The organism is Humidesulfovibrio idahonensis (assembly GCF_054657715.1).
Window position 1 is genome coordinate 1,238,963 of sequence record NZ_BAAHYE010000002.1, and the last position, 17,828, is coordinate 1,256,790.

Below are 17,828 nucleotides of genomic sequence, written 5' to 3' on the forward strand. Positions count from 1 at the left end.
TCGTTTCCTACGCCTTCTTTTCCGCGTCGCCGCGCTTGACCATGATGGTGTCGATGATGCCGTAATCCAGGGCCTCTTTGGCGGTCATGAAGTAGTCGCGGTCGGTGTCTTTCTCGATGCGCTCAATGCTCTGCCCGGTGTGCCCGGCCAGAATGCCGTTCAGCTCCTCGCGCATGCGCAGAATCTCGCGCGCCTGGATGCCGATGTCCGTGGCCTGGCCCTGCGCGCCGCCCAGGGGCTGGTGGATCAGGATGCGGCTGTGCGGCAGGGCGTAGCGCATGCCTTTCTCGCCCGCGCACAACAGCAGCGAGGCCATGCTGGCGGCCTGGCCCATGCACAGGGTGGCCACGGGCGGGGCGATGTACTGCATGGTGTCGTAGATGGCCATGCCGGCCGTCACCACGCCGCCGGGAGAATTGATGTACATGTAGATCTCTTTTTCCGGGTCCTCGGACTCCAGAAACAGCAGCTGGGCGCAGATCAGGCTCGCCACATGGTCGTCGATGGCGGTGCCGAGCAGGATGATGCGGTCTTTGAGCAGACGGGAGTAAATATCATAGGCGCGCTCGGTGCGGCCGGTGGTTTCAATGACAATGGGCACAGCGGGCATGGGCGACTCCTTGGGGGGAACGCGCGCCTGGGCGCGTCCTTAGCGTGTTGACTGCGCGAGACTCATCGGCAGGTTTTGGCTGAAACCATATGCCGTCTACCAGAAATAAGAGCAAGTTCGCGTCCGTCAATATCTTCGCCACCGGCGAAAGAAAGAGACTGCGCGCCATTAAAATCATGGCGCGGCGACCGGAGCATGTGCCGGCCGCCGCGCCCTGTCAATCAGCTGTGCAGGAGACGGGAGTCAGCCAAGGCTACTCCTTGGGCGCCTCGGTCTTGGCGGCCTTGGCGCGGGGCTTTTTGGGCTTCGCGGGCGCGGCCTCCTTCTTCTCCCCGGCGTCCTCGCCAGCGGGGACCGGGTCGATCTCGGTCTTGGCGGCGCGGGCGTAGATCAGCTCAATGGCCTTGTCGGCCATCAGGCGGTCCTTCAGGGGGAAGATGAGGTTGTTCTCTTCGTAGTACTGCTTCACGCTCATCAGGTCCTGGCCGTGCTGGCGGGCAACCTGGGTGAGGGCGGCGTCGATTTCCTCGGGCTTGACCTCAAGGTTCTCCTTCTTGGCCACGGCCAGAAGCAGAATCTCGCTGCGCACGGCGTCTTCGGCCTGGGTGCGGTGGCTTTCGCGCAGTTCTTCCGTGGTCTTGTTCAGCGCGGCAAGGCTCTTGCCCTGGCGGTCGAGGCGCTGCTCAAGGTCGGCCAGCAGGCGGTCGATGCGGTTCTCGACCATGCTGGGGGGCAGCGGGAAGTCCACATGGACCATCATCTGGTCCAGCAGCTTCTTCTGCGCCACGGAGCGGTTCAGCTGCTCGCGGCTCTGCTTGTAGGACTGGGTGATGGCTTCGCGCATCTTCTCCACGGAGTCGAACCCGCCGGCGCGCTTGGCCACTTCGTCAGTGAGCTCGGGCAGGGTCTTTTCCTTGATGGAGTGCAGCGTGGCGCGCATGACCAGGGTCTGGCCGGCCATGGCGGGATTGATGAAGTCCTCGGGGAAGGTGATTTCGCACTCGCCCTTCTCGCCGGTCTTGAGGGTCTTGAGCATGGCCTCGAACTCGGGCAGGGCCTGACGGTCGCCCAGGGTCAGCTCGAAGTTCTCCGCCTGGATGCCCTGGAACACTTCATCGCCCTTGTAGGCGCCGAAGGTGATGACGACGATGTCGCCGTCCTTGGCCGGGCGCACTTCGGTGATGGGCTTCACCGTGGCGGCGTTGCTCAGAATGCGGTTTTCAACCTCGCGCACTTCCTCTTCCTTCACCTCGGCGCGCTCAACCTCGACGGCGAGGCCGTCGTAGTTCGGCAGGGCGAAGTCCGGGGCGACCTCGAAGCTGATGGAGTAGTTGAACTCCTCGTCGCGGACGAGTTCCTTGCCGTCCATGTCGATGCGCGACAGCGGCATGATGCCCAGGGTGGAGAGGGCCTCGTTGATCTGGTAGTTCACCAGGTCCGTGGTGGCCTCGGAGTAGATCTGGGTGCGGTACTTGCCCTCGACCACGGAGGAAGGAGCCTTGCCGCGGCGGAAGCCCTTGATCTCGTAGCGGTGGCGGTACAGGGCCACAGCGGCGGAAAGGGCCGCGTTGACCTCGTCGACGGGCACGGTGATGTTGATCTTACGTTTGACCGGAGAGAGTTCTTCGACCTTGTAATCCATTGACTTGCCGTCCTCCTGAAGATGTCAGCCCGCGGTCGAGCGCGGGTCGCGTTGTCGTTTCGTGGTGCGAGAGGGGAGACTCGAACTCCCACGGACGCGGCCGCTGGATCCTAAGTCCAGTGCGTCTACCAATTCCGCCACTCTCGCGTCTTGATTCGCCATGAGCGCCGTGAATGAATCTGCCGCTGGCGCTGTCAAAAGTCCTGTTAGATAAGCGGGGGGCGGCGAACTGTCAACCGGTGGCCGCGCCGATTCCGGCTTGCGGCCCTCGCCAGGCAAATGCCGCCAGCCAGAAACGATCTCTACATAAGATCGAGGATGCGTCGCACCTTGACCAGAAGCTCGGCTGGGTCCACAGCCAAAATGCGGATCATGGGCTCCTTGCCCATGCCGCCCATGTCGACCACGGCGTCCACGTTGCGCGGGGTGTTCGAGGCCTCGAACGCGGCTTGCGTGCCCCAATCCATGGTGCCGCCCTCATGCCCCAGCCCGTCGGCCGGCTCGTCGGCCCGGTCGAAGCCGGCGGTGGTGAGCGCGGTGCGCTTGAGAGCGGCCAAGGTCTTGTCGTTGCAGACGATATTGAGCGCACAGGACAGGCGCGGATTATACTTGCGCGCCGCCAAAAGAACGCGGGCCATGTGCGAGGAGGCGCCGAACTCCGGGCCGCCGGCCAGGATCACCTCGCCGCGGCGGGTGCAGGTGATGCGGCCGCTGAAGGCGGCGATGTCCTGGGCGGCCCCGGCAAAGGGCAGGGCCAGAACAAGGTTGGAGCGCACTTCGGGAATCAGCTTGGCGAAGTGCTGCATTTGCGCAAGCGCCCTGCCCGCCTCGGCCAGTTCATCCAGCAGCCCAAGCCGCGCCTGCTCCTTCAAAAGCGGCACGGCGTGATTGGGAGAGCCGCCGCCCGCGCCGACGGGATAGCTGGCGCGCAGGGCCGCGTGCAAAAAGGCCTGGGCCTTGCGCACGCTGGTGAGCATGTCGAAGCCGAGTCCAAGGTGCGCGGCGATGGCGGCGGAAAGCGCGCAGCCGGTGCCGTGCAGATTCTTCGTGTCCACGCGGGTCTGCATCAGCGGCAACGGTTTTTGCCCCGGCGTCGCGTACCAGTCCGTGGAGGCGGGAGAGTCCATGTGCCCGCCCTTGATGAGCACAGCCTTGGGGCCCATGGCCAGCAGCCGCGCCGCGGCCTCGCAAATGTCCTGGGTGTTCTTGATGGTGAGCCCGGTGAACAGCTCGGCCTCGGGAATGTTCGGGGTCAGCAGGTCGGCCAGGGGGAACAGGTGGCGCACCATTTCGGTGACGGCCGATTCCTCCAGCAAGCGCGCGCCGGACTGGGCCACGCAGACCGGATCGATGACCAGCGGAAAGGCGCGGCCGGCCAATGGTCCGGCGATGGCCTTGATGATCTCGCCGGAGAACAGCATGCCGGTCTTGGCCGCGCGCACGCGCAGGTCCTTGGTCACGGCGTCCAGCTGCTGGGCCACGAAGGCGGGCGGAACGGGATGGATGCCGGAGACGCCGATGGTGTTTTGGGCCGTCAGCGCGGTGATGACCGAAGCGCCGAAGCCGCCCAGCATGGCGATGGTCTTGAGATCCGCCTGGATGCCGGCGCCGCCGCCGGAATCGGACCCGGCAATGGTCAGAATGGTTGGATTCGCTTGCATGGCAGTCGTACCTCAGGGCCTGTGAGGCCACGCGCCGGTGTCAGGCGCCGTCAGGAACAACGCGCGCCGCCCGGCAGGATTTCTGGTGTGAATGAGGGGTGGGCCGCAGCCAAGGCAGGCTAGCTGCCCGTGCAGGTCAGCTTCACGTAGTCTTCCAGGGAGACGCCGCTCCAGGCCTTGCTGGTCCAGTAGGCCGTGGCCCAGATCATGAGCGCGGTGGCCTGCAAATCATTCAGGCGGCGCAGTTTGATCTCGAGGTTGCTGCGGCTGGCGCCGTGCATGATGTGCGCCTCGTGCTCGTCGCAGGCGCTTTCCACCCGGAGCATGAGATACGCCTGTTTGGACTGGTTGGGCAGCAGGCGCACATCGCGGTGCGATTCAAGGATGGTTTTGAGCTCCGCCGTGGTGAACTCCACGGAGACGCCCCGTATCATCTTGAAAAACACATCCACAGCCCAAGGGAGGATGAATTCGGCACCAGCGCTCTTGGTCTTGAAAAAGTCCTTGAGCCACTTTTCGTGGTCGGTGCTGATCCTGGCGGCGACTTGCGGCATGTCTGCTCCTCCGAATAACTCGCGGGAGATGAATTTCCCCTATCGCATATGGACGGCATCTATCAAGAGTAAATCTAGAGCAAATCCTATTATTCCTGAAAAGCCTCGCGCAGCTGCCGGAACATCTGCACAACATAATCCTGGGGCACGTCGCGCCCGTCAACCTGCATCCCGGCCAGGAGCGTCACCCAATTTTCGCTTGGGGTGCGCAGGGAGCGGGTCTCCAAAACATAGCCGCGCGGCTGCGGGCCCATTATGGACACGGTGAGGCACCAGCCGCCGGAACACGGCTCCCAGCAGGTCGCCACCACACGGCCGGCCCGGCGCGGTGCGGGCGAGCCACCTTCCACCAGTCGCAAAAAACCGGCAAGACTCAAGGCCTGCCCCTGGCGGTCGGTCACTCCGAGAAAGGCGCCCTGCTGTGACCGGAGCACGAGCGGACGGCTCAAATGCTCATCGGACGGGCAGCGGGCGGCGGCGAAACGCTCTGCCCGTGGAGAAAATTCCTGCTGCGCGCGCGCGTGGCGCAGAGCCTTGCGCAAGGCGTCCACCTCGGTCTCAAGGCTCTGAATGCGCGCGGCCTGGGCGGTCTGGGCCTGCTGCATCTCGGTGCGCACGACGTCCAGCTCGCGGCGAAGCTGCGCCTGAGCCTCCAGGCTCTCGGAAACCTTCATGAGCGCGCCGTTCATGCACCGCAGCACACCATCGGCCAAAGCCTGGGACTCGCCCAGACCGAGCCCGCCCGAGCGTTCGGCCCGGCCCAAAAGGGCGAAGCCCTCGGCAAGATCGCGCTCAAGAAGGTCAAGGGACCAGTCGGCTTTGCCCATGCCTGCACCCTCCCCCGCCCAAATGCCGTGCCGGAACGCGCACATGCCTTCAGGCCTGCCTGCAACGATTTTCTTTTGCATACGGTAGGCGCAAGGGAATGTCTAGAGTTTTTATAAAATATGCGGAGACAGGTCGAAAAGAGGAGCGCAATCGCAGCGTAGGGCTTGTTGCGGCAACGCTATTCTTCGCGGAAGTTGTTCTGGATCTCGAAGACCTGGTCCAGGTTGGCGACGAACAAATCGTACAACTCCGGGTCGAAATGGGAGCCGCGCCCGCCGGCCATCATCTCAAGCGAGCGTTCGTTGCTGAAGGCGTTTTTGTACGGCCGCCGCGAAGTCAGCGCGTCGAATACGTCGGCCACGGCGCAGATGCGTCCGAAAAGCGGAATGTCCGCGCCGGCGAGTCCGCGCGGGTAGCCGGAGCCGTCCCACTTCTCATGGTGCGAAAGCGCGATCTCCGAACCGGACTCGAGATACTTCGACGACCCGCCGCTGAGAATGGTGGCGCCGATGAGCGTGTGCCGGCGCATGATCTCCCATTCCGAATCGTCCAGCTTGCCGGGCTTGAGCAGGATGGAGTCGGGTATGCCCATTTTGCCGATGTCGTGCATGGGACTGCTGTTCAAGACGAGGTCCACGTCGCTTTCGGACATGCCGTAAGCCTTGGCGATGAGCGCGCAGTAGCGGCTCATGCGCATGATGTGGCTTCCGGTGTCCTCGTCCTTGTATTCCGCCGCGGCCGAGAGCTTGTGGATGGTCTCCATGTGCGCCTGCACGGTGGCCTGGCGCGCGCTCTCCAGGTCGCCCAGGGCGGCGCGCAAGGCGCTGGTCCTGTCGGCCACCATCTGCTGCAAATGCGCCTGGTAGTCCTTGAGCTCGTCGTGGTATTTCTTCATGCGCAGAAGCGAGGTCATGCGCACGCCGAGTTCGGTGGTGTCGATGGGCTTGGCCACAAAGTCGTTCGCCCCGGCCTCCACGGCCTTGAGGCGGTCGCCCTTGGCGGAAAGGGCCGTGACCATGACGATGGGCAGGTCTGCGAATTCCGGCATGTGCCGAATGGTCTTGGCCACGGTGAAGCCGTCCATGCCGGGCATCATGATGTCCAGCAGGACCAGGTCGATGCTCTTGTCGAGCAGCGCCAGCGCCGCCGGGCCGGAATCGGCGGAGACGCATTCATGGCCGTAGGATTTCAAGAGCCCTTCCAGAACCTTGCGATTTATGAGCTCGTCATCGATTATGAGGATGCGGTCACGTTTTGTCGCAGCGTTCATTCTCACCTTCTTTGGACGGAATTGCATCCTGTGGTTCATAAATCGATTACAGCTCAACACTAAAACAAAATAATTGCCGGGAATCAACCCCCTACGTACTTATCGACGATTGGTTTACTTGAATTTGCTGGACGAATAGTCTCCTGCTGACATATGTCATCCCAACCCGCTGCCATTCCAAGGACCACCGCTACGCAATCAGGCCGCTCTTTCCCGGCCCTTGGTCCATGCGCATCAGGATCGCGGCGGGCACTCAAGGATCAACTTTCGGGGCGTGAATGACAGGAATTTCGAAAATCGAAGTGGCGGACGGCGTTTCCTACGTCACGGTCCCCAAGGCCGGTCTTTGCTTGTTGTGCGGCTGTCCCGCGGACAGCGTCAAATATCTCATGAAGCGCGGCCTTATCCAAGATAAGGAAGTCGACGGCGTGCGGTTCGAGACCGGGCCAAACGCCATTCTGCTGTCAGATGTACATATTCAGAACGGGCACTTCACCAATCTTTCCGAGTTCCCCATCCTGCAAATGTTCTACCGCCAGGGACGCATCATTCCCGGCCACCTGAACAACACCGGCGCCAAACCCATCCTCATCGGCTCGCGCAGGCAGGTGGAAGCCCAGATGGAGTACATCTATCGGGGCAACTACGGACTGGTGAGCGAAGAAGAGATCATGGCCACCGGCATTGCCACCGACATGGCCAAGGCGATGATGCGCCTGAAGCTCAAGTTCGCTTTCGGCAAAATCCGGCGCATGGACGAATACCTGGACCTCGTCGTTCTTGAGAACGAGCCACAGGAAATCCGCGACGGCGTTTTCGTCAAGCGCCTCAAAACCAACGTCTTCGAGATCAGCTACGCCGGCGATTCCGTGCGTGTGGACCTGAACCTGCCGCCCCATGCCGAGGCCAGGCCGCCGTATGTGCTGGGCTTCCACCAGATCCGGCGCGACTATTTCGCCGTGCTGCACTCGGGCGAGGGCGACGGCTGGGACCCCAACCGGCCCGCCATGGCGAGCATCCTGGTGTTCCAGGGCAAGGTGTACCTCATCGACGCCGGCCCGAACATCATGCACAGCCTGAACGCCCTCGGCATCAGCGTGAACGAGATCGCAGGCATATTCCACACCCATGCGCACGACGACCACTTCTGCGGCCTGCCGGACATCATGCGCGCCGACCACCGCATCCCCTACTACGCCACGCCCCTTGTGCGCGCCTCGGTGATGAAGAAGCTGGCCGCCCTGTCAATGATGAACGAGGAGGAGTTCGCCCACTACTTCGAATTCCACGACCTCGCCATGGATGAGTGGAACGACATCGACACCCTGGAAGTGAAGCCCGTGTTTTCGCCGCACCCGGTGGAGACCACGGTGATGTTCTTCCGCACCCTGGACCGCTCCGGCTACCGCACCTACGCGCACTTCGCGGACATCGCGAGCCTCAAGCTTCTTCAGAGCATGATCAACACCGACGAAAACGCGCCCGGCATTTCGAAAAAGCTGTACGACAGCGTTGCGCGCGACTACCTCACCCCCGTCGACCTGAAGAAGCTCGACATCGGCGGCGGCATGATCCACGGCGACGCCGAGGACTTCGAGGACGACCATTCCGGCAAGATCGTGCTGGCGCACACGGCACTGCCCCTGACCAACCGGCAGAAGGAGATCGGCTCCGGCGCGCCCTTCGGCACGGTCGACGTGCTCATCCCCTCGCACCAGGACTATGTGCGCTCCTACGCGTACCACTCACTGGCGAGCTACTTTCCCAGTGTGCCCAGCTCGCGCCTGCGGGTGCTGCTGAACAACCCCATCGAGAAGTTCAACCCGGAATCGATCATCCTCAAGGCCGGACGCCGGGCGGAATGCGTGTACCTGGTGCTCACCGGCCAGGCCGACATGATCCAGACCCGGAAAAAGGTGACCAGCACCCTCTCCTCCGGCTCCATGCTGGGCGAGGTGACGGCGCTGACGGGCAAGCCCGTGGCCGAGACCTACCGCGCGGCGAACTTTGTGCAGGCCCTGCGCATTCCCATGGATCTGTACTTGGCGTTCATCCGCAGCAACGATCTTTTCGACAAGATGACCAGGCAGCTCAACGTGCGCCAGTTCTTGTACACCAACAGCCTGTTCGGCGACGCCATGTCCTGCACCCGGCAAAACGCCATCGCGGCCTCGGTCAGCATCCAAAAATTCGCCAAGGACGCCGTTGTCGGCGCCTCGCCCACGCCGCGCCTGTCGCTCATCAAATCCGGCGGCGTCGATCTGGTCATCGGCGAACGCACGGTGGAACATCTCGGCCCCGGCGATTTCTTCTGCGAAAGCACTGTGCTCTTCGACATCCCCTGCCTGTTCAGAGCTGTTGCCTCCAAGGATTCGCAGATCTTCCACATTCCCTCGAAGGTGCTTGTCGATGTGCCGATCATCCGTTGGAAGCTGCTGGAGGTCTATGAGACGCGCCTCGACAAGGCCATTTCCCTGGACGACATGCTCGACCCGCTGGAGTGGCAGGAGGAATACGGGACCGGCATTCACTGCCTCGACGCCGAGCACCGGGCCTTGTTCAACGCCGCGCGCGAACTGTACTCGGCCCTGTTCGACCCGGGTCGCCAGGAAGCAGCCGGCGTCATGATCCGTCCGTTCATCGACATCACGGCAAAGCACCTGCAGACCGAGGAAGCGCTGATGCTGCGCCACGGCTACCCGGACCGTGAGGTCCACAAGCAGGTGCACGAGAAGGTGCTCAAGGTGCTGCACGACTTCGCCCAGAACTACGAGGCCTGCAAGCTGCTGCCGAAAAAAGAGGTCTGCATCTTCATCAAGGATCGTGTGATGACACACGTTTTGACGGACGACCGCAAGTTGGGGACATTTTTGAAGGAACACGGGGAAAAGTAGCGGACCTTGATTCCAGGCTTGCTAGCTGCCGCAAGGCCTGGCGAACATTTTTGTCATTAGCCGCCCATGCTGCGCTCCACAAAATAACAATATCGTCACTTTTCTCATCTACCAGCGCTGCCAAGGCACGCCAATCATCTGCAAAACAACATTATTTTTTGTTGGCCCGATTTTTGATTAGAAGGGTTCAGTTCAGCGAACGCTGCACACCAGTGGGGATGTCGCGCTCCCTCGGAAGGCGCGCTCCCACTTGATTGGACAGGGCAGTTGGCATAAGGTGGGCAATGCTTTGCACCACCACACAGTGAATCGGGTCGGCAATCTCACATAATTGCAAAACAACACCTAACGCCATAGATACAGGAGTCAGCCAAATGAGCGGAATCCAGGCACGTCTCAACGCCATATCGGCCGTCATCAACTACAAACCGGCGCACGCTCCCCTGAACTTCAACGACACCAAGCCCACTGAAATTTTCGGCTCCAACGTCTTCAACGAGAAGGTCATGAAGGACCGCCTGCCCAAGGCCGTCTACAAGTCCCTGAAGAAGACCATCGAGCTTGGTGAAAAGCTGGATGCCTCCATTGCCGATGTGGTTGCGAACACCATGAAGGACTGGGCCATCGAGAAAGGCGCCACCCACTTCACCCACGTGTTCTACCCGCTCACCGGCATGACCGCTGAGAAGCACGACGCCTTCCTGGTGCCCGACGGCAAAGGCGGCGCCATTGCCGAATTCAGCGGCAAGCTCCTCATCCAGGGCGAGCCCGACGCCTCCAGCTTCCCCTCCGGCGGCCTGCGCTCCACCTTCGAAGCGCGCGGCTACACCGCCTGGGACGTGACCAGCCCGGCCTACATCCTTGAGAATCCCAACGGCACCTTCCTGTGCATCCCCACCGCCTTCGTTTCCTGGTCCGGCGAGGCCCTGGACAAGAAGACCCCGCTGCTGCGCTCCAACCAGGCCCTGAACGTTCAGGCCAAGCGCGTGCTGAAGCTCTTCGGCGTCGAGACCAAGCTGCCCGTCACCTCCTTTGCCGGTCCTGAGCAGGAATACTTCCTCATCGACCGCAACTTCGTGTTCTCCCGTCCGGACCTGCTCATCGCCGGCCGCAGCCTCTTCGGCGCCAAATCCGCCAAGGGCCAGGAGTTCGAGGACCAGTACTTCGGCGTCGTTCCCCGCCGCGTGCTGTCCTTCATGATGGAAGTCGAGCGCGAGCTGTTCAAGCTCGGCGTTCCGGTCAAGACCCGCCACAACGAAGTGGCCCCCAGCCAGTTTGAAATCGCCCCCATTTATGAAGTGGGCAACATGGCCACCGACCACAACCAGATGGTCATGACCACCCTGCGCAGCGTTGCCAAGCGCTACGGCATGGTTTGCCTGCTGCACGAAAAGCCCTTTGCCGGCATCAACGGCTCGGGCAAGCACCTCAACTACTCCGTGGGCAACGCCGAACTCGGCAGCCTCTTTGATCCGGGCGACACCCCGCACGAGAACGCCCAGTTCCTGGTGTTCTGCGCCGCCGCCATCCGCGGTCTGCACAAGTTCGGCGCCATGCTCCGCGCCACCGTCGCCACCGCTTCCAACGACCACCGCCTGGGCGCCAACGAGGCTCCTCCGGCCATCATGTCCATGTACCTCGGCGAGCAGCTGGCCGATGTGTTCGACCAGATCAAAAAAGGCAAGCTGAAGGGCTCCAAGAGCAAGGGCATCATGAGCATCGGCGTGGACACCCTGCCTCCGCTGCCCATGGATCCGGGCGACCGCAACCGCACCAGCCCCTTCGCCTTCACCGGCAACCGCTTCGAGTTCCGCGCCGTGGGCTCCTCGCAGTCCATCGCCGGCTCGCTGGTGGCCCTGAACGCCATCATGTCCGAGTCCCTGGACTTCATCGCCACCGAGATCGAGAAAGCCACCAAGGGCGACCCCAAGAAGCTCAACGCCGCCGTCCAGGCCGTGCTCCAGAAGATCATGAAGGAGAACGATCCGGTCATCTTCAACGGCGACGGTTACTCCGAGGCCTGGCACAAGGAAGCGGCCAAGCGCGGCCTGCCCAACCTGAAGACCACCCCCGAGGCCCTGCCCGTCCTCACCACCAAGCCGGTGATCGAGCTCTTCACCAAGTACGGCATCCTCACCGAGGCCGAACTGAAGAGCCGCGAGGAGATCTACCTCGAGCAGTACACCAAGACCCTGAAGACCGAGGCCAACCTGGTCGTCCGCATGGCCACCACCATCATCTTCCCCGCCGCCATGCGCTACCAGAGCGAGCTCGCCGCCGCCTGCGCCAACCTGAAGGCCATTGGCCACGACTACAAGATGGCCGCCCTTGAGGACGTCACCGACAAGCTGCGCAGCCTGCAGGAATCCACCGTGAAGCTGGACAAGATGCTGGAGTACGAAGCCAAGGACGCCCACGCCGAGGCCAAGTACATGTGCGAGAAGATCCTTCCCGCCATGGCCGATGTCCGCGGCTACGCCGATGCCCTGGAAGCCATCGTGGCCGACGACCTGTGGTCGCTGCCCAGCTACCAGGAAATGCTGTTCATCCGCTAACGCGGACCAACGGCGCACAACACAAGGCCGCTCCCTCGGGGGCGGCCTTTTTTATTGCCGGTGATGCAAAGGAATGCCCAAGACCGGGATCGGCCGAGTGCGCGGCGCTTGCCGGTGGCCTCAGTGGTCTTGAGGCAAGGGGATGTCGAGAGGAGCGTATTCCTGCCAGCCGGGGCCGTCGAAATGCCACCATTCCGTTTCCAGAGGCAGAAAGCCCTGGGCGGTCATGGCCTGCTCCAGAAGCTTGCTGTTGCGCAGCGCCACGGCCGAGGCCTTGGTGTTGTCGCGGTGCGCGGCTTCGCTGAAGTCGTCATAGCCGGTGGGCATGGGCAGCTCTCGCCCCTGGGCGTCAACGAGGGTCACATCAACGGCCGCGCCGCTGTTATGCCGCGAGCTTTTGACGATCTCGCCGTTCCTGCGCAAGGGTTCCAGCACGTAGCGATTGTCCGGCATGATGCGCCAGAAGATTTCCTGTACGGAAAAGGGGCGGTAGCAGTCGTAGATTTTGAGGCCAAGGCCCTGTCTGCGCAGCAGGGCCTGAACGTTGGCTAGCCTCTGAGAAATATCAGCGCGCAGAAAGCAACGTGCGGAAGGATAGACCTTTTGGCCGGTGAAGTTGTTGGTCGTGGCATAGCGGACATCAAGCACAAGCGTGGGAGCCACAAGGACTGGCTCCACAAGTCCCGCGGCGTTGAGCCGTTGGGTGTCGGTGTCCGCAGCCTGGGCAGAACCGCATGAAAGTGGCGCCACGCAAAGAATGGCGACACACAACGCGGCGCAAAGCCATGCGGAAACCCGCGAAGCATGCAAGCGCAACGACATGCTATGCTCCCGCTATCCTGAAACTACTTCTTCGCACCACGCTTTTTCCAGAGTTCCATTTCCTTCATCTTCTTGCGGCGGTCGCGCTGCAGAGACTTGCAGACCAGAGGCATGCCCTTCTTGTAGCCGAACTTCTCGCGATATTCATTGGGAGTGAGGCTGTGGGACAAGAGGTGCTTTTTCGTGATGATCTTGAAAGCCTTGCCGCAGACGCAGCAGGTGATCGTCTTCTCACGGACGCACTTCGAGGGCTCGCACGTGGCCTCTTCGTCGAGGGACTGCACAGGTACTTCCCCGGCAATGGCCTGAATGCCACGGACCAGTTTCTTGACCATGGAGGTGATCTCCTCCTCAGTCATGGTCCGCACACTGGCCTGAGCCTTGACGATCTCAAGGGCCTCCTTAAGGTAGTCGTCCATCAAAATCTCCTTTTCCATATGTGCATTATACTGATATATGCTGCCGTAGCGCCATTTCACATGGTTCTTTAGAGTTATTGTTAACACCACCATTTCTGAGCGTCAACATGTGAAGTCTGAATACCGCTGCAATTTGCTCTTATGCTCAACAGTAGAGTGCGTGACACATGTTCGAGTTCCTTGCTTCAGAACCCAAAAAAAAGACGGGGCCAACCACAAAGGCAGGCCCCGTCTTGTACACAAGAACAGCTCGGTCTATTTCTTCAACCAGCTCATCATGGAGCGCAACTTGGAGCCGACGACCTCAATGGCGTGCTCGGCGGCGATGCGGCGCTTGGCGATCAGCGTGGGCTGTCCGGCCTGATTCTCCAGGATGAACTCGCGGGCGAACTCGCCGTTCTGGATCTCCGTCAGGATCTTCTTCATCTCTTTCTTGGTCTCTTCGGTCACGACGCGGGGGCCGCGGGTGAAGTCGCCGTACTCGGCCGTGTCGCTGATGGAATTGCGCATCTTGGCCATGCCGCCCTCGTACATCAGGTCCACGATGAGCTTCATCTCGTGCATGCACTCGAAGTAGGCCATCTCCGGCTGGTAGCCGGCTTCCACCAGGGTCTCGAAACCGGCCTTGATGAGGGCGGTGCAGCCGCCGCACAGCACGGCCTGCTCGCCGAAGAGGTCCGTCTCGGTCTCTTCGCGGAAGTTGGTCTCAATGACGCCGGAGCGCGTGGCGCCGATGCCCTTGGCATAGGCCAGGGCCAGGGCCAGGGCGTTGCCGGTGGCGTTCTGGTGCACGGCCACCAGGGAGGGCACGGCGCCGCCTTCGGTGTAGGTGCGGCGCACCATGTGGCCGGGACCCTTGGGCGCGATCATGATGACGTCGACATCCGCGGGCGGCTTGATCTGGCCGAAGTGGATGTTGAAGCCGTGGCCAAAGGCCAGGGCCTTGCCGGCGGTCAGGGCGGACTTGACGTCATTGTCGTAGATGACCTTCTGCAGCTGGTCCTGGGCCAGAATCATGATGAGATCGGCCTTCTCGGCGGCTTCGTGGGCGCTCACGGGCACAAAGCCGTGTTCCTGGGCGAGCTTATAGTTGGGGCCGCCGGGGCGCTGGCCAACGATGACGTTGACGCCGGAGTCACGCAGGTTCTGCGCGTGGGCATGGCCCTGGCTGCCGTAGCCGATGATGGCCACGGTCTTATTTTTGAGAAGGCCCAAATCCGCATCTTGTTCGTAGTAAACTTTCATTATATCTCCCTTTTTCTTTCGCCGGAGATTTCCCCGGTGATAATTGACTCGCTTAGCTCTGGGTGGAGCGCTTCAGGGCCACCATGCCCGACCGTGCGATCTCCTTGATGCCGAAGCGGGTGAGCAGCCCGACAATGGCGCTTATCTTCTCGTGATTGCCCGTGGCCTCGATGGTGATCTCGTCAATGCTCACATCGACCACCTTGCAGCGGAAGATGTCGACGGTGCGCAGAATCTCCGCGCGGTTGGCGTCGCAGGCGTTGACCTTCAGAAGCACCATCTCGCGCAGCACGCTGCGCATCTCCGTCAGATCCACGACCTTGATGACGGTGATGAGCTTTCTGAGCTGCTTCACGATCTGTTCGATGATCTGCTCGTCGCCCTCGGTGGTGATGGTCATGACGGAGGCGCCAGGATCAAGGGTCGGGCCGACGTTCAAGGACTCGATGTTGAAGCCGCGGCCGCTGAAGAGCCCGGCCACGCGCGAAAGCACGCCGGGTTCGTTCTCGACCGTGACGGATAAGGTATGTCGCATGATCGCCATCCTCCTACACCAGCAGCATGTCGGTGAGTGACGCACCGGCCGGAACCATGGGATACACGTTCTCCTCCTTCTCCACCAACACGTCCACAATGACCGTGCCCGGCGTTTCGAGAGCTTCTTTCAGAACGCGCTCCACATCCTCCACCTTGCTGATGCGGAAGCCTTTGGCGCCATATGCCTCAGCCAGCTTCACAAAGTCCGGCTGGGCGTCCATGCAGGTTTCGCAGTAGTTGCGCTTGTAGAAGAGCTCTTGCCACTGGCGAACCATACCCAGGAAGCCGTTGTTCAGAATGACGATCTTGACGCCCAGGTTGTTGGCCACGCTGGTGGCGAGCTCCTGAATGTTCATCTGGATGGAGCCGTCGCCGGCCACGTCGATGACCATCTTGTCCGGGCAGGCGAACTGCGCGCCAATGGCCGCGGGAAAACCGTAGCCCATGGTGCCGAGCCCGCCGGAGGACAGGAACGCGTTCGGTTTGTTGAACTTGTAGAACTGGGCCGCCCACATCTGGTTCTGGCCCACCTCGGTGCAGATGATGGCGTCGCCGCGGGTCAGCTCGTGCAGCTTTTCCACCACGTATTGCGGCTTGATGGTGGTGTCGCTTGGCTTGTAGGTCAGCGGATGCTCTTTGGCCCACGCCGCCACCTTGGACACCCAGGGCATGTGCCCGGCCTCGAAGTCGTACTCGGCCAGGCTCGGCTCAAGTTCTTCCTTCAAGGCCTCAAGGGCCAGGCGGCAGTCGGCCACGATGGGCACGTGAACGCTCACGTTCTTTTGAATGCTCGTGGGGTCGATGTCCACATGAACCAAGGTCGCCTTGGGCGCAAAGGTGCTCACCTTACCGGTGACGCGGTCGTCGAAGCGCGCGCCCACGGCAAGCACGAAGTCGGCGTTGTTGATGGCCATGTTCGCGGCATAGGTGCCGTGCATGCCCAGCATGCCGAGCCAGAGCTTGTCGTTGCCGGGAAAGCAGCCCAGGCCCATGAGCGTGGCCGTTACCGGTATGTGCAGGTTCTTGGCCAGCCAGGTGAGGGCCTCGTGCCCGTGGCTGGAGATGACGCCGCCGCCGGCATAGATGAGCGGGCGCTCGGCGTCGCGCAGAAGCTGGGCGACCTTGCGGATCTGCCCGGCGTGCGGCTTGTAGTTGGGGTTGTAGCTGCGCATGTGGACGTCTTCAGGCCAGACGAAGTTCGTCTTGGCCTGCATGATGTCCTTGGGCAGGTCGACCAGGACGGGGCCGGGCCGGCCGGAGCGCGCAATGAAGAACGCCTGGCGGATGACGTGCGCCAGGTCGTTCACATCCTTCACAAGATAGTTGTGTTTGGTGCAAGGGCGGGTGATGCCGACGATGTCCACTTCCTGGAAAGCGTCGTTGCCGATGAGCGGCGTGGGCACCTGTCCGGTCAGAATCACCACGGGGATGGAATCCATGTAGGCCGTGGCGATTCCGGTGACCGTATTGGTGGCGCCCGGGCCGGAGGTCACGAGACAGCAGCCCACTTTGCCGGAGGCACGGGCATACCCGTCCGCCGCATGAATGGCCCCCTGCTCGTGACGCACCAGCACGTGCTTGAACGATGCGTTCGGCAGCTCGTTGTAGATGTCGATGACGGCTCCCCCTGGGAACCCGAAAACAACCTCCACTCCTTCGCGTTTCAGACACTCAAGCAGAATTTGAGCTCCGCTGAGCTCCATAACACTAAGCCTCCTGTTGACGATACTTATCAAGTAAGGCTTGCAGCTTCGTCTTACCGGCAAGCTTCTTCTTCTTCAGCTCCTTGACCTCTTGTTCGACGGCGGGGCTTAGGAAAGGCTTGCCTTCTAGCTTGACGATCATCTTTTCGTAATCCTGGTGCTGCTGCCACAAAGAGCGTAGTTCAGAATCCTCAACTGCATACTGTTCGATGAGGGCGCGATCCAATGCTTCCATGTGTGGCTCCTTCAGTTGGAGGTTGCCCGCCAGCCTAGTCCATTTGGACCTGAGGCCAGATCGGCTCTTTCTCGGCCAGGACTCGGAGTGTCTTCTTGCGGGACGTGTGCCCGGCCGCGAGGCTGACCTGGCTGCGTTTGAGGCCGAGCAAGCCGGCGACATACAGCACAAGGGCCTGGTTGGCCTTGTTGTCCACGGCGGGGGCGCTGAGCCGGATTTTGAGGCATTCCTGATGCAGCCCGGCCAGCTCGTCGCGCTTGGCCCCCGGCTGCACCCACACCTTAATCCGCCATTCCCCGCTGCCCGCTTGGCGGACAAATACAGGGGGCGCCTGTCCCACGCAATTTCACTCCGCTTTCCGCAAATACTTCAACTTCGACTCCAAGGATTCCAACCGCGACGCGGAAGGGTCCTCGCTCTCCAAAACACGTAAATGCGTTTCCAAAAGGCCGCGCAGCTGGATTTCGAACTGGCTGCGCTGGCGCTTCAGATTTTCGATGTCTTCATAAAGCTGGGCCAAACGATTGTGCCCCTGCTGGACCATGTTCTCCGCCTTGGAGCGCGCCTCGTCGAGAATCAGCTGGGCCTCGCGCTGGGCGCCGCCCTTGATGTCGTCGACCATCTTCTGCGTGCTCATGAGCGTGTCGCGCAGGGTTTCGTCGCGCTGGCGGAACTCCTCGACTGAGGACTCCATGCGTTTGACCTTCTTGATGAGGTTCTTGCGTTCCTCGGCCACGACGCCAAGCATCTCGGCCACTTCGGCCATCAGCTGGTCGACTTCCTCGGGCGCGTAGCCCCAAACACGCTTGGTGAACTTGCGGTTCAGAAGGTCGATCTTGGAGATGGTCATGCT

At 61.7% G+C, this 17,828-nt stretch carries 16 protein-coding genes and 1 tRNA gene; 2 read left to right on the forward strand and 15 right to left on the reverse strand.

Annotated features, from left to right (window positions below):
• Positions 1–7: 7 nt before the first annotated feature.
• The 7 genes from clpP to ACYQ4W_RS06115 all read right to left on the reverse strand — a co-directional run bounded on the left by clpP (position 8) and on the right by ACYQ4W_RS06115 (position 6,565).
• Positions 8–610, reverse strand: coding sequence for an ATP-dependent Clp endopeptidase proteolytic subunit ClpP (clpP, locus tag ACYQ4W_RS06085; protein WP_459854043.1), 603 nt, complete (start codon positions 608–610; stop codon positions 8–10).
• 253 nt (positions 611–863) lie between these two features.
• Entirely contained in the window at positions 864–2,252 is a 1,389-nt protein-coding gene (gene tig, locus ACYQ4W_RS06090; RefSeq protein ID WP_459854046.1) for a trigger factor, read from the reverse strand.
• A 62-nt stretch (positions 2,253–2,314) separates the two neighbouring features.
• Positions 2,315–2,399, reverse strand: a tRNA-Leu gene (locus ACYQ4W_RS06095).
• A gap of 155 nt (positions 2,400–2,554) precedes the next feature.
• Positions 2,555–3,913, reverse strand: a complete 1,359-nt coding sequence (thiD, locus tag ACYQ4W_RS06100) for a bifunctional hydroxymethylpyrimidine kinase/phosphomethylpyrimidine kinase (RefSeq protein WP_459854048.1) — start codon at positions 3,911–3,913, stop codon at positions 2,555–2,557.
• A gap of 119 nt (positions 3,914–4,032) precedes the next feature.
• Complete coding sequence (locus ACYQ4W_RS06105) at positions 4,033–4,467, reverse strand: hypothetical protein (RefSeq protein ID WP_459854050.1); 435 nt, start codon at positions 4,465–4,467, stop codon at positions 4,033–4,035.
• Positions 4,468–4,556: 89 nt separating this feature from the next.
• The gene (locus ACYQ4W_RS06110) at positions 4,557–5,294 is read right to left on the reverse strand and encodes a hypothetical protein (RefSeq protein WP_459854052.1); all 738 of its coding nucleotides are present in this window, start codon (positions 5,292–5,294) and stop codon (positions 4,557–4,559) included.
• A 179-nt stretch (positions 5,295–5,473) separates the two neighbouring features.
• A complete protein-coding gene (locus tag ACYQ4W_RS06115) occupies positions 5,474–6,565 on the reverse strand; it encodes an HD domain-containing phosphohydrolase (protein ID WP_459854055.1) in 1,092 nt (363 codons plus the stop codon).
• Between the two features lie 278 nt (positions 6,566–6,843).
• On the opposite strand from ACYQ4W_RS06115, the gene ACYQ4W_RS06120 reads away from it, so the two are divergent.
• Positions 6,844–9,459 (forward strand): bacteriohemerythrin, encoded by a 2,616-nt coding sequence (locus ACYQ4W_RS06120; RefSeq protein ID WP_459854058.1) that lies wholly within the window; start codon positions 6,844–6,846, stop codon positions 9,457–9,459.
• A gap of 374 nt (positions 9,460–9,833) precedes the next feature.
• Positions 9,834–12,014 carry a glutamine synthetase III family protein gene (locus ACYQ4W_RS06125; RefSeq protein WP_459854061.1) on the forward strand — a complete coding sequence of 727 codons (2,181 nt, stop codon included), beginning with the start codon at positions 9,834–9,836 and terminating at the stop codon, positions 12,012–12,014.
• 120 nt (positions 12,015–12,134) lie between these two features.
• Here the strand turns inward: ACYQ4W_RS06125 and ACYQ4W_RS06130 are convergent, their stop codons facing one another.
• The 8 genes from ACYQ4W_RS06130 to ACYQ4W_RS06165 all read right to left on the reverse strand — a co-directional run bounded on the left by ACYQ4W_RS06130 (position 12,135) and on the right by ACYQ4W_RS06165 (position 17,825).
• Entirely contained in the window at positions 12,135–12,836 is a 702-nt protein-coding gene (locus tag ACYQ4W_RS06130; protein ID WP_459854064.1) for a M15 family metallopeptidase, read from the reverse strand.
• Between the two features lie 23 nt (positions 12,837–12,859).
• Positions 12,860–13,255 (reverse strand): Ros/MucR family transcriptional regulator, encoded by a 396-nt coding sequence (locus ACYQ4W_RS06135; protein WP_459854067.1) that lies wholly within the window; start codon positions 13,253–13,255, stop codon positions 12,860–12,862.
• Positions 13,256–13,510: 255 nt separating this feature from the next.
• Positions 13,511–14,500, reverse strand: a complete 990-nt coding sequence (gene ilvC / locus ACYQ4W_RS06140) for a ketol-acid reductoisomerase (protein ID WP_459854070.1) — start codon at positions 14,498–14,500, stop codon at positions 13,511–13,513.
• A 52-nt stretch (positions 14,501–14,552) separates the two neighbouring features.
• Positions 14,553–15,035, reverse strand: coding sequence for an acetolactate synthase small subunit (ilvN, locus tag ACYQ4W_RS06145; RefSeq protein WP_459854072.1), 483 nt, complete (start codon positions 15,033–15,035; stop codon positions 14,553–14,555).
• A gap of 13 nt (positions 15,036–15,048) precedes the next feature.
• Positions 15,049–16,740 (reverse strand): biosynthetic-type acetolactate synthase large subunit, encoded by a 1,692-nt coding sequence (ilvB, locus tag ACYQ4W_RS06150; RefSeq protein ID WP_459854075.1) that lies wholly within the window; start codon positions 16,738–16,740, stop codon positions 15,049–15,051.
• A 4-nt stretch (positions 16,741–16,744) separates the two neighbouring features.
• The gene (locus tag ACYQ4W_RS06155; protein ID WP_459854077.1) at positions 16,745–16,975 is read right to left on the reverse strand and encodes a DUF465 domain-containing protein; all 231 of its coding nucleotides are present in this window, start codon (positions 16,973–16,975) and stop codon (positions 16,745–16,747) included.
• A gap of 34 nt (positions 16,976–17,009) precedes the next feature.
• On the reverse strand, positions 17,010–17,255 hold the full coding sequence (locus tag ACYQ4W_RS06160; protein ID WP_459854079.1) for a DUF167 domain-containing protein: 246 nt from the start codon (positions 17,253–17,255) through the stop codon (positions 17,010–17,012).
• A gap of 66 nt (positions 17,256–17,321) precedes the next feature.
• The gene (locus ACYQ4W_RS06165; RefSeq protein WP_459854082.1) at positions 17,322–17,825 is read right to left on the reverse strand and encodes a DivIVA domain-containing protein; all 504 of its coding nucleotides are present in this window, start codon (positions 17,823–17,825) and stop codon (positions 17,322–17,324) included.
• Positions 17,826–17,828 lie beyond the last annotated feature (3 nt).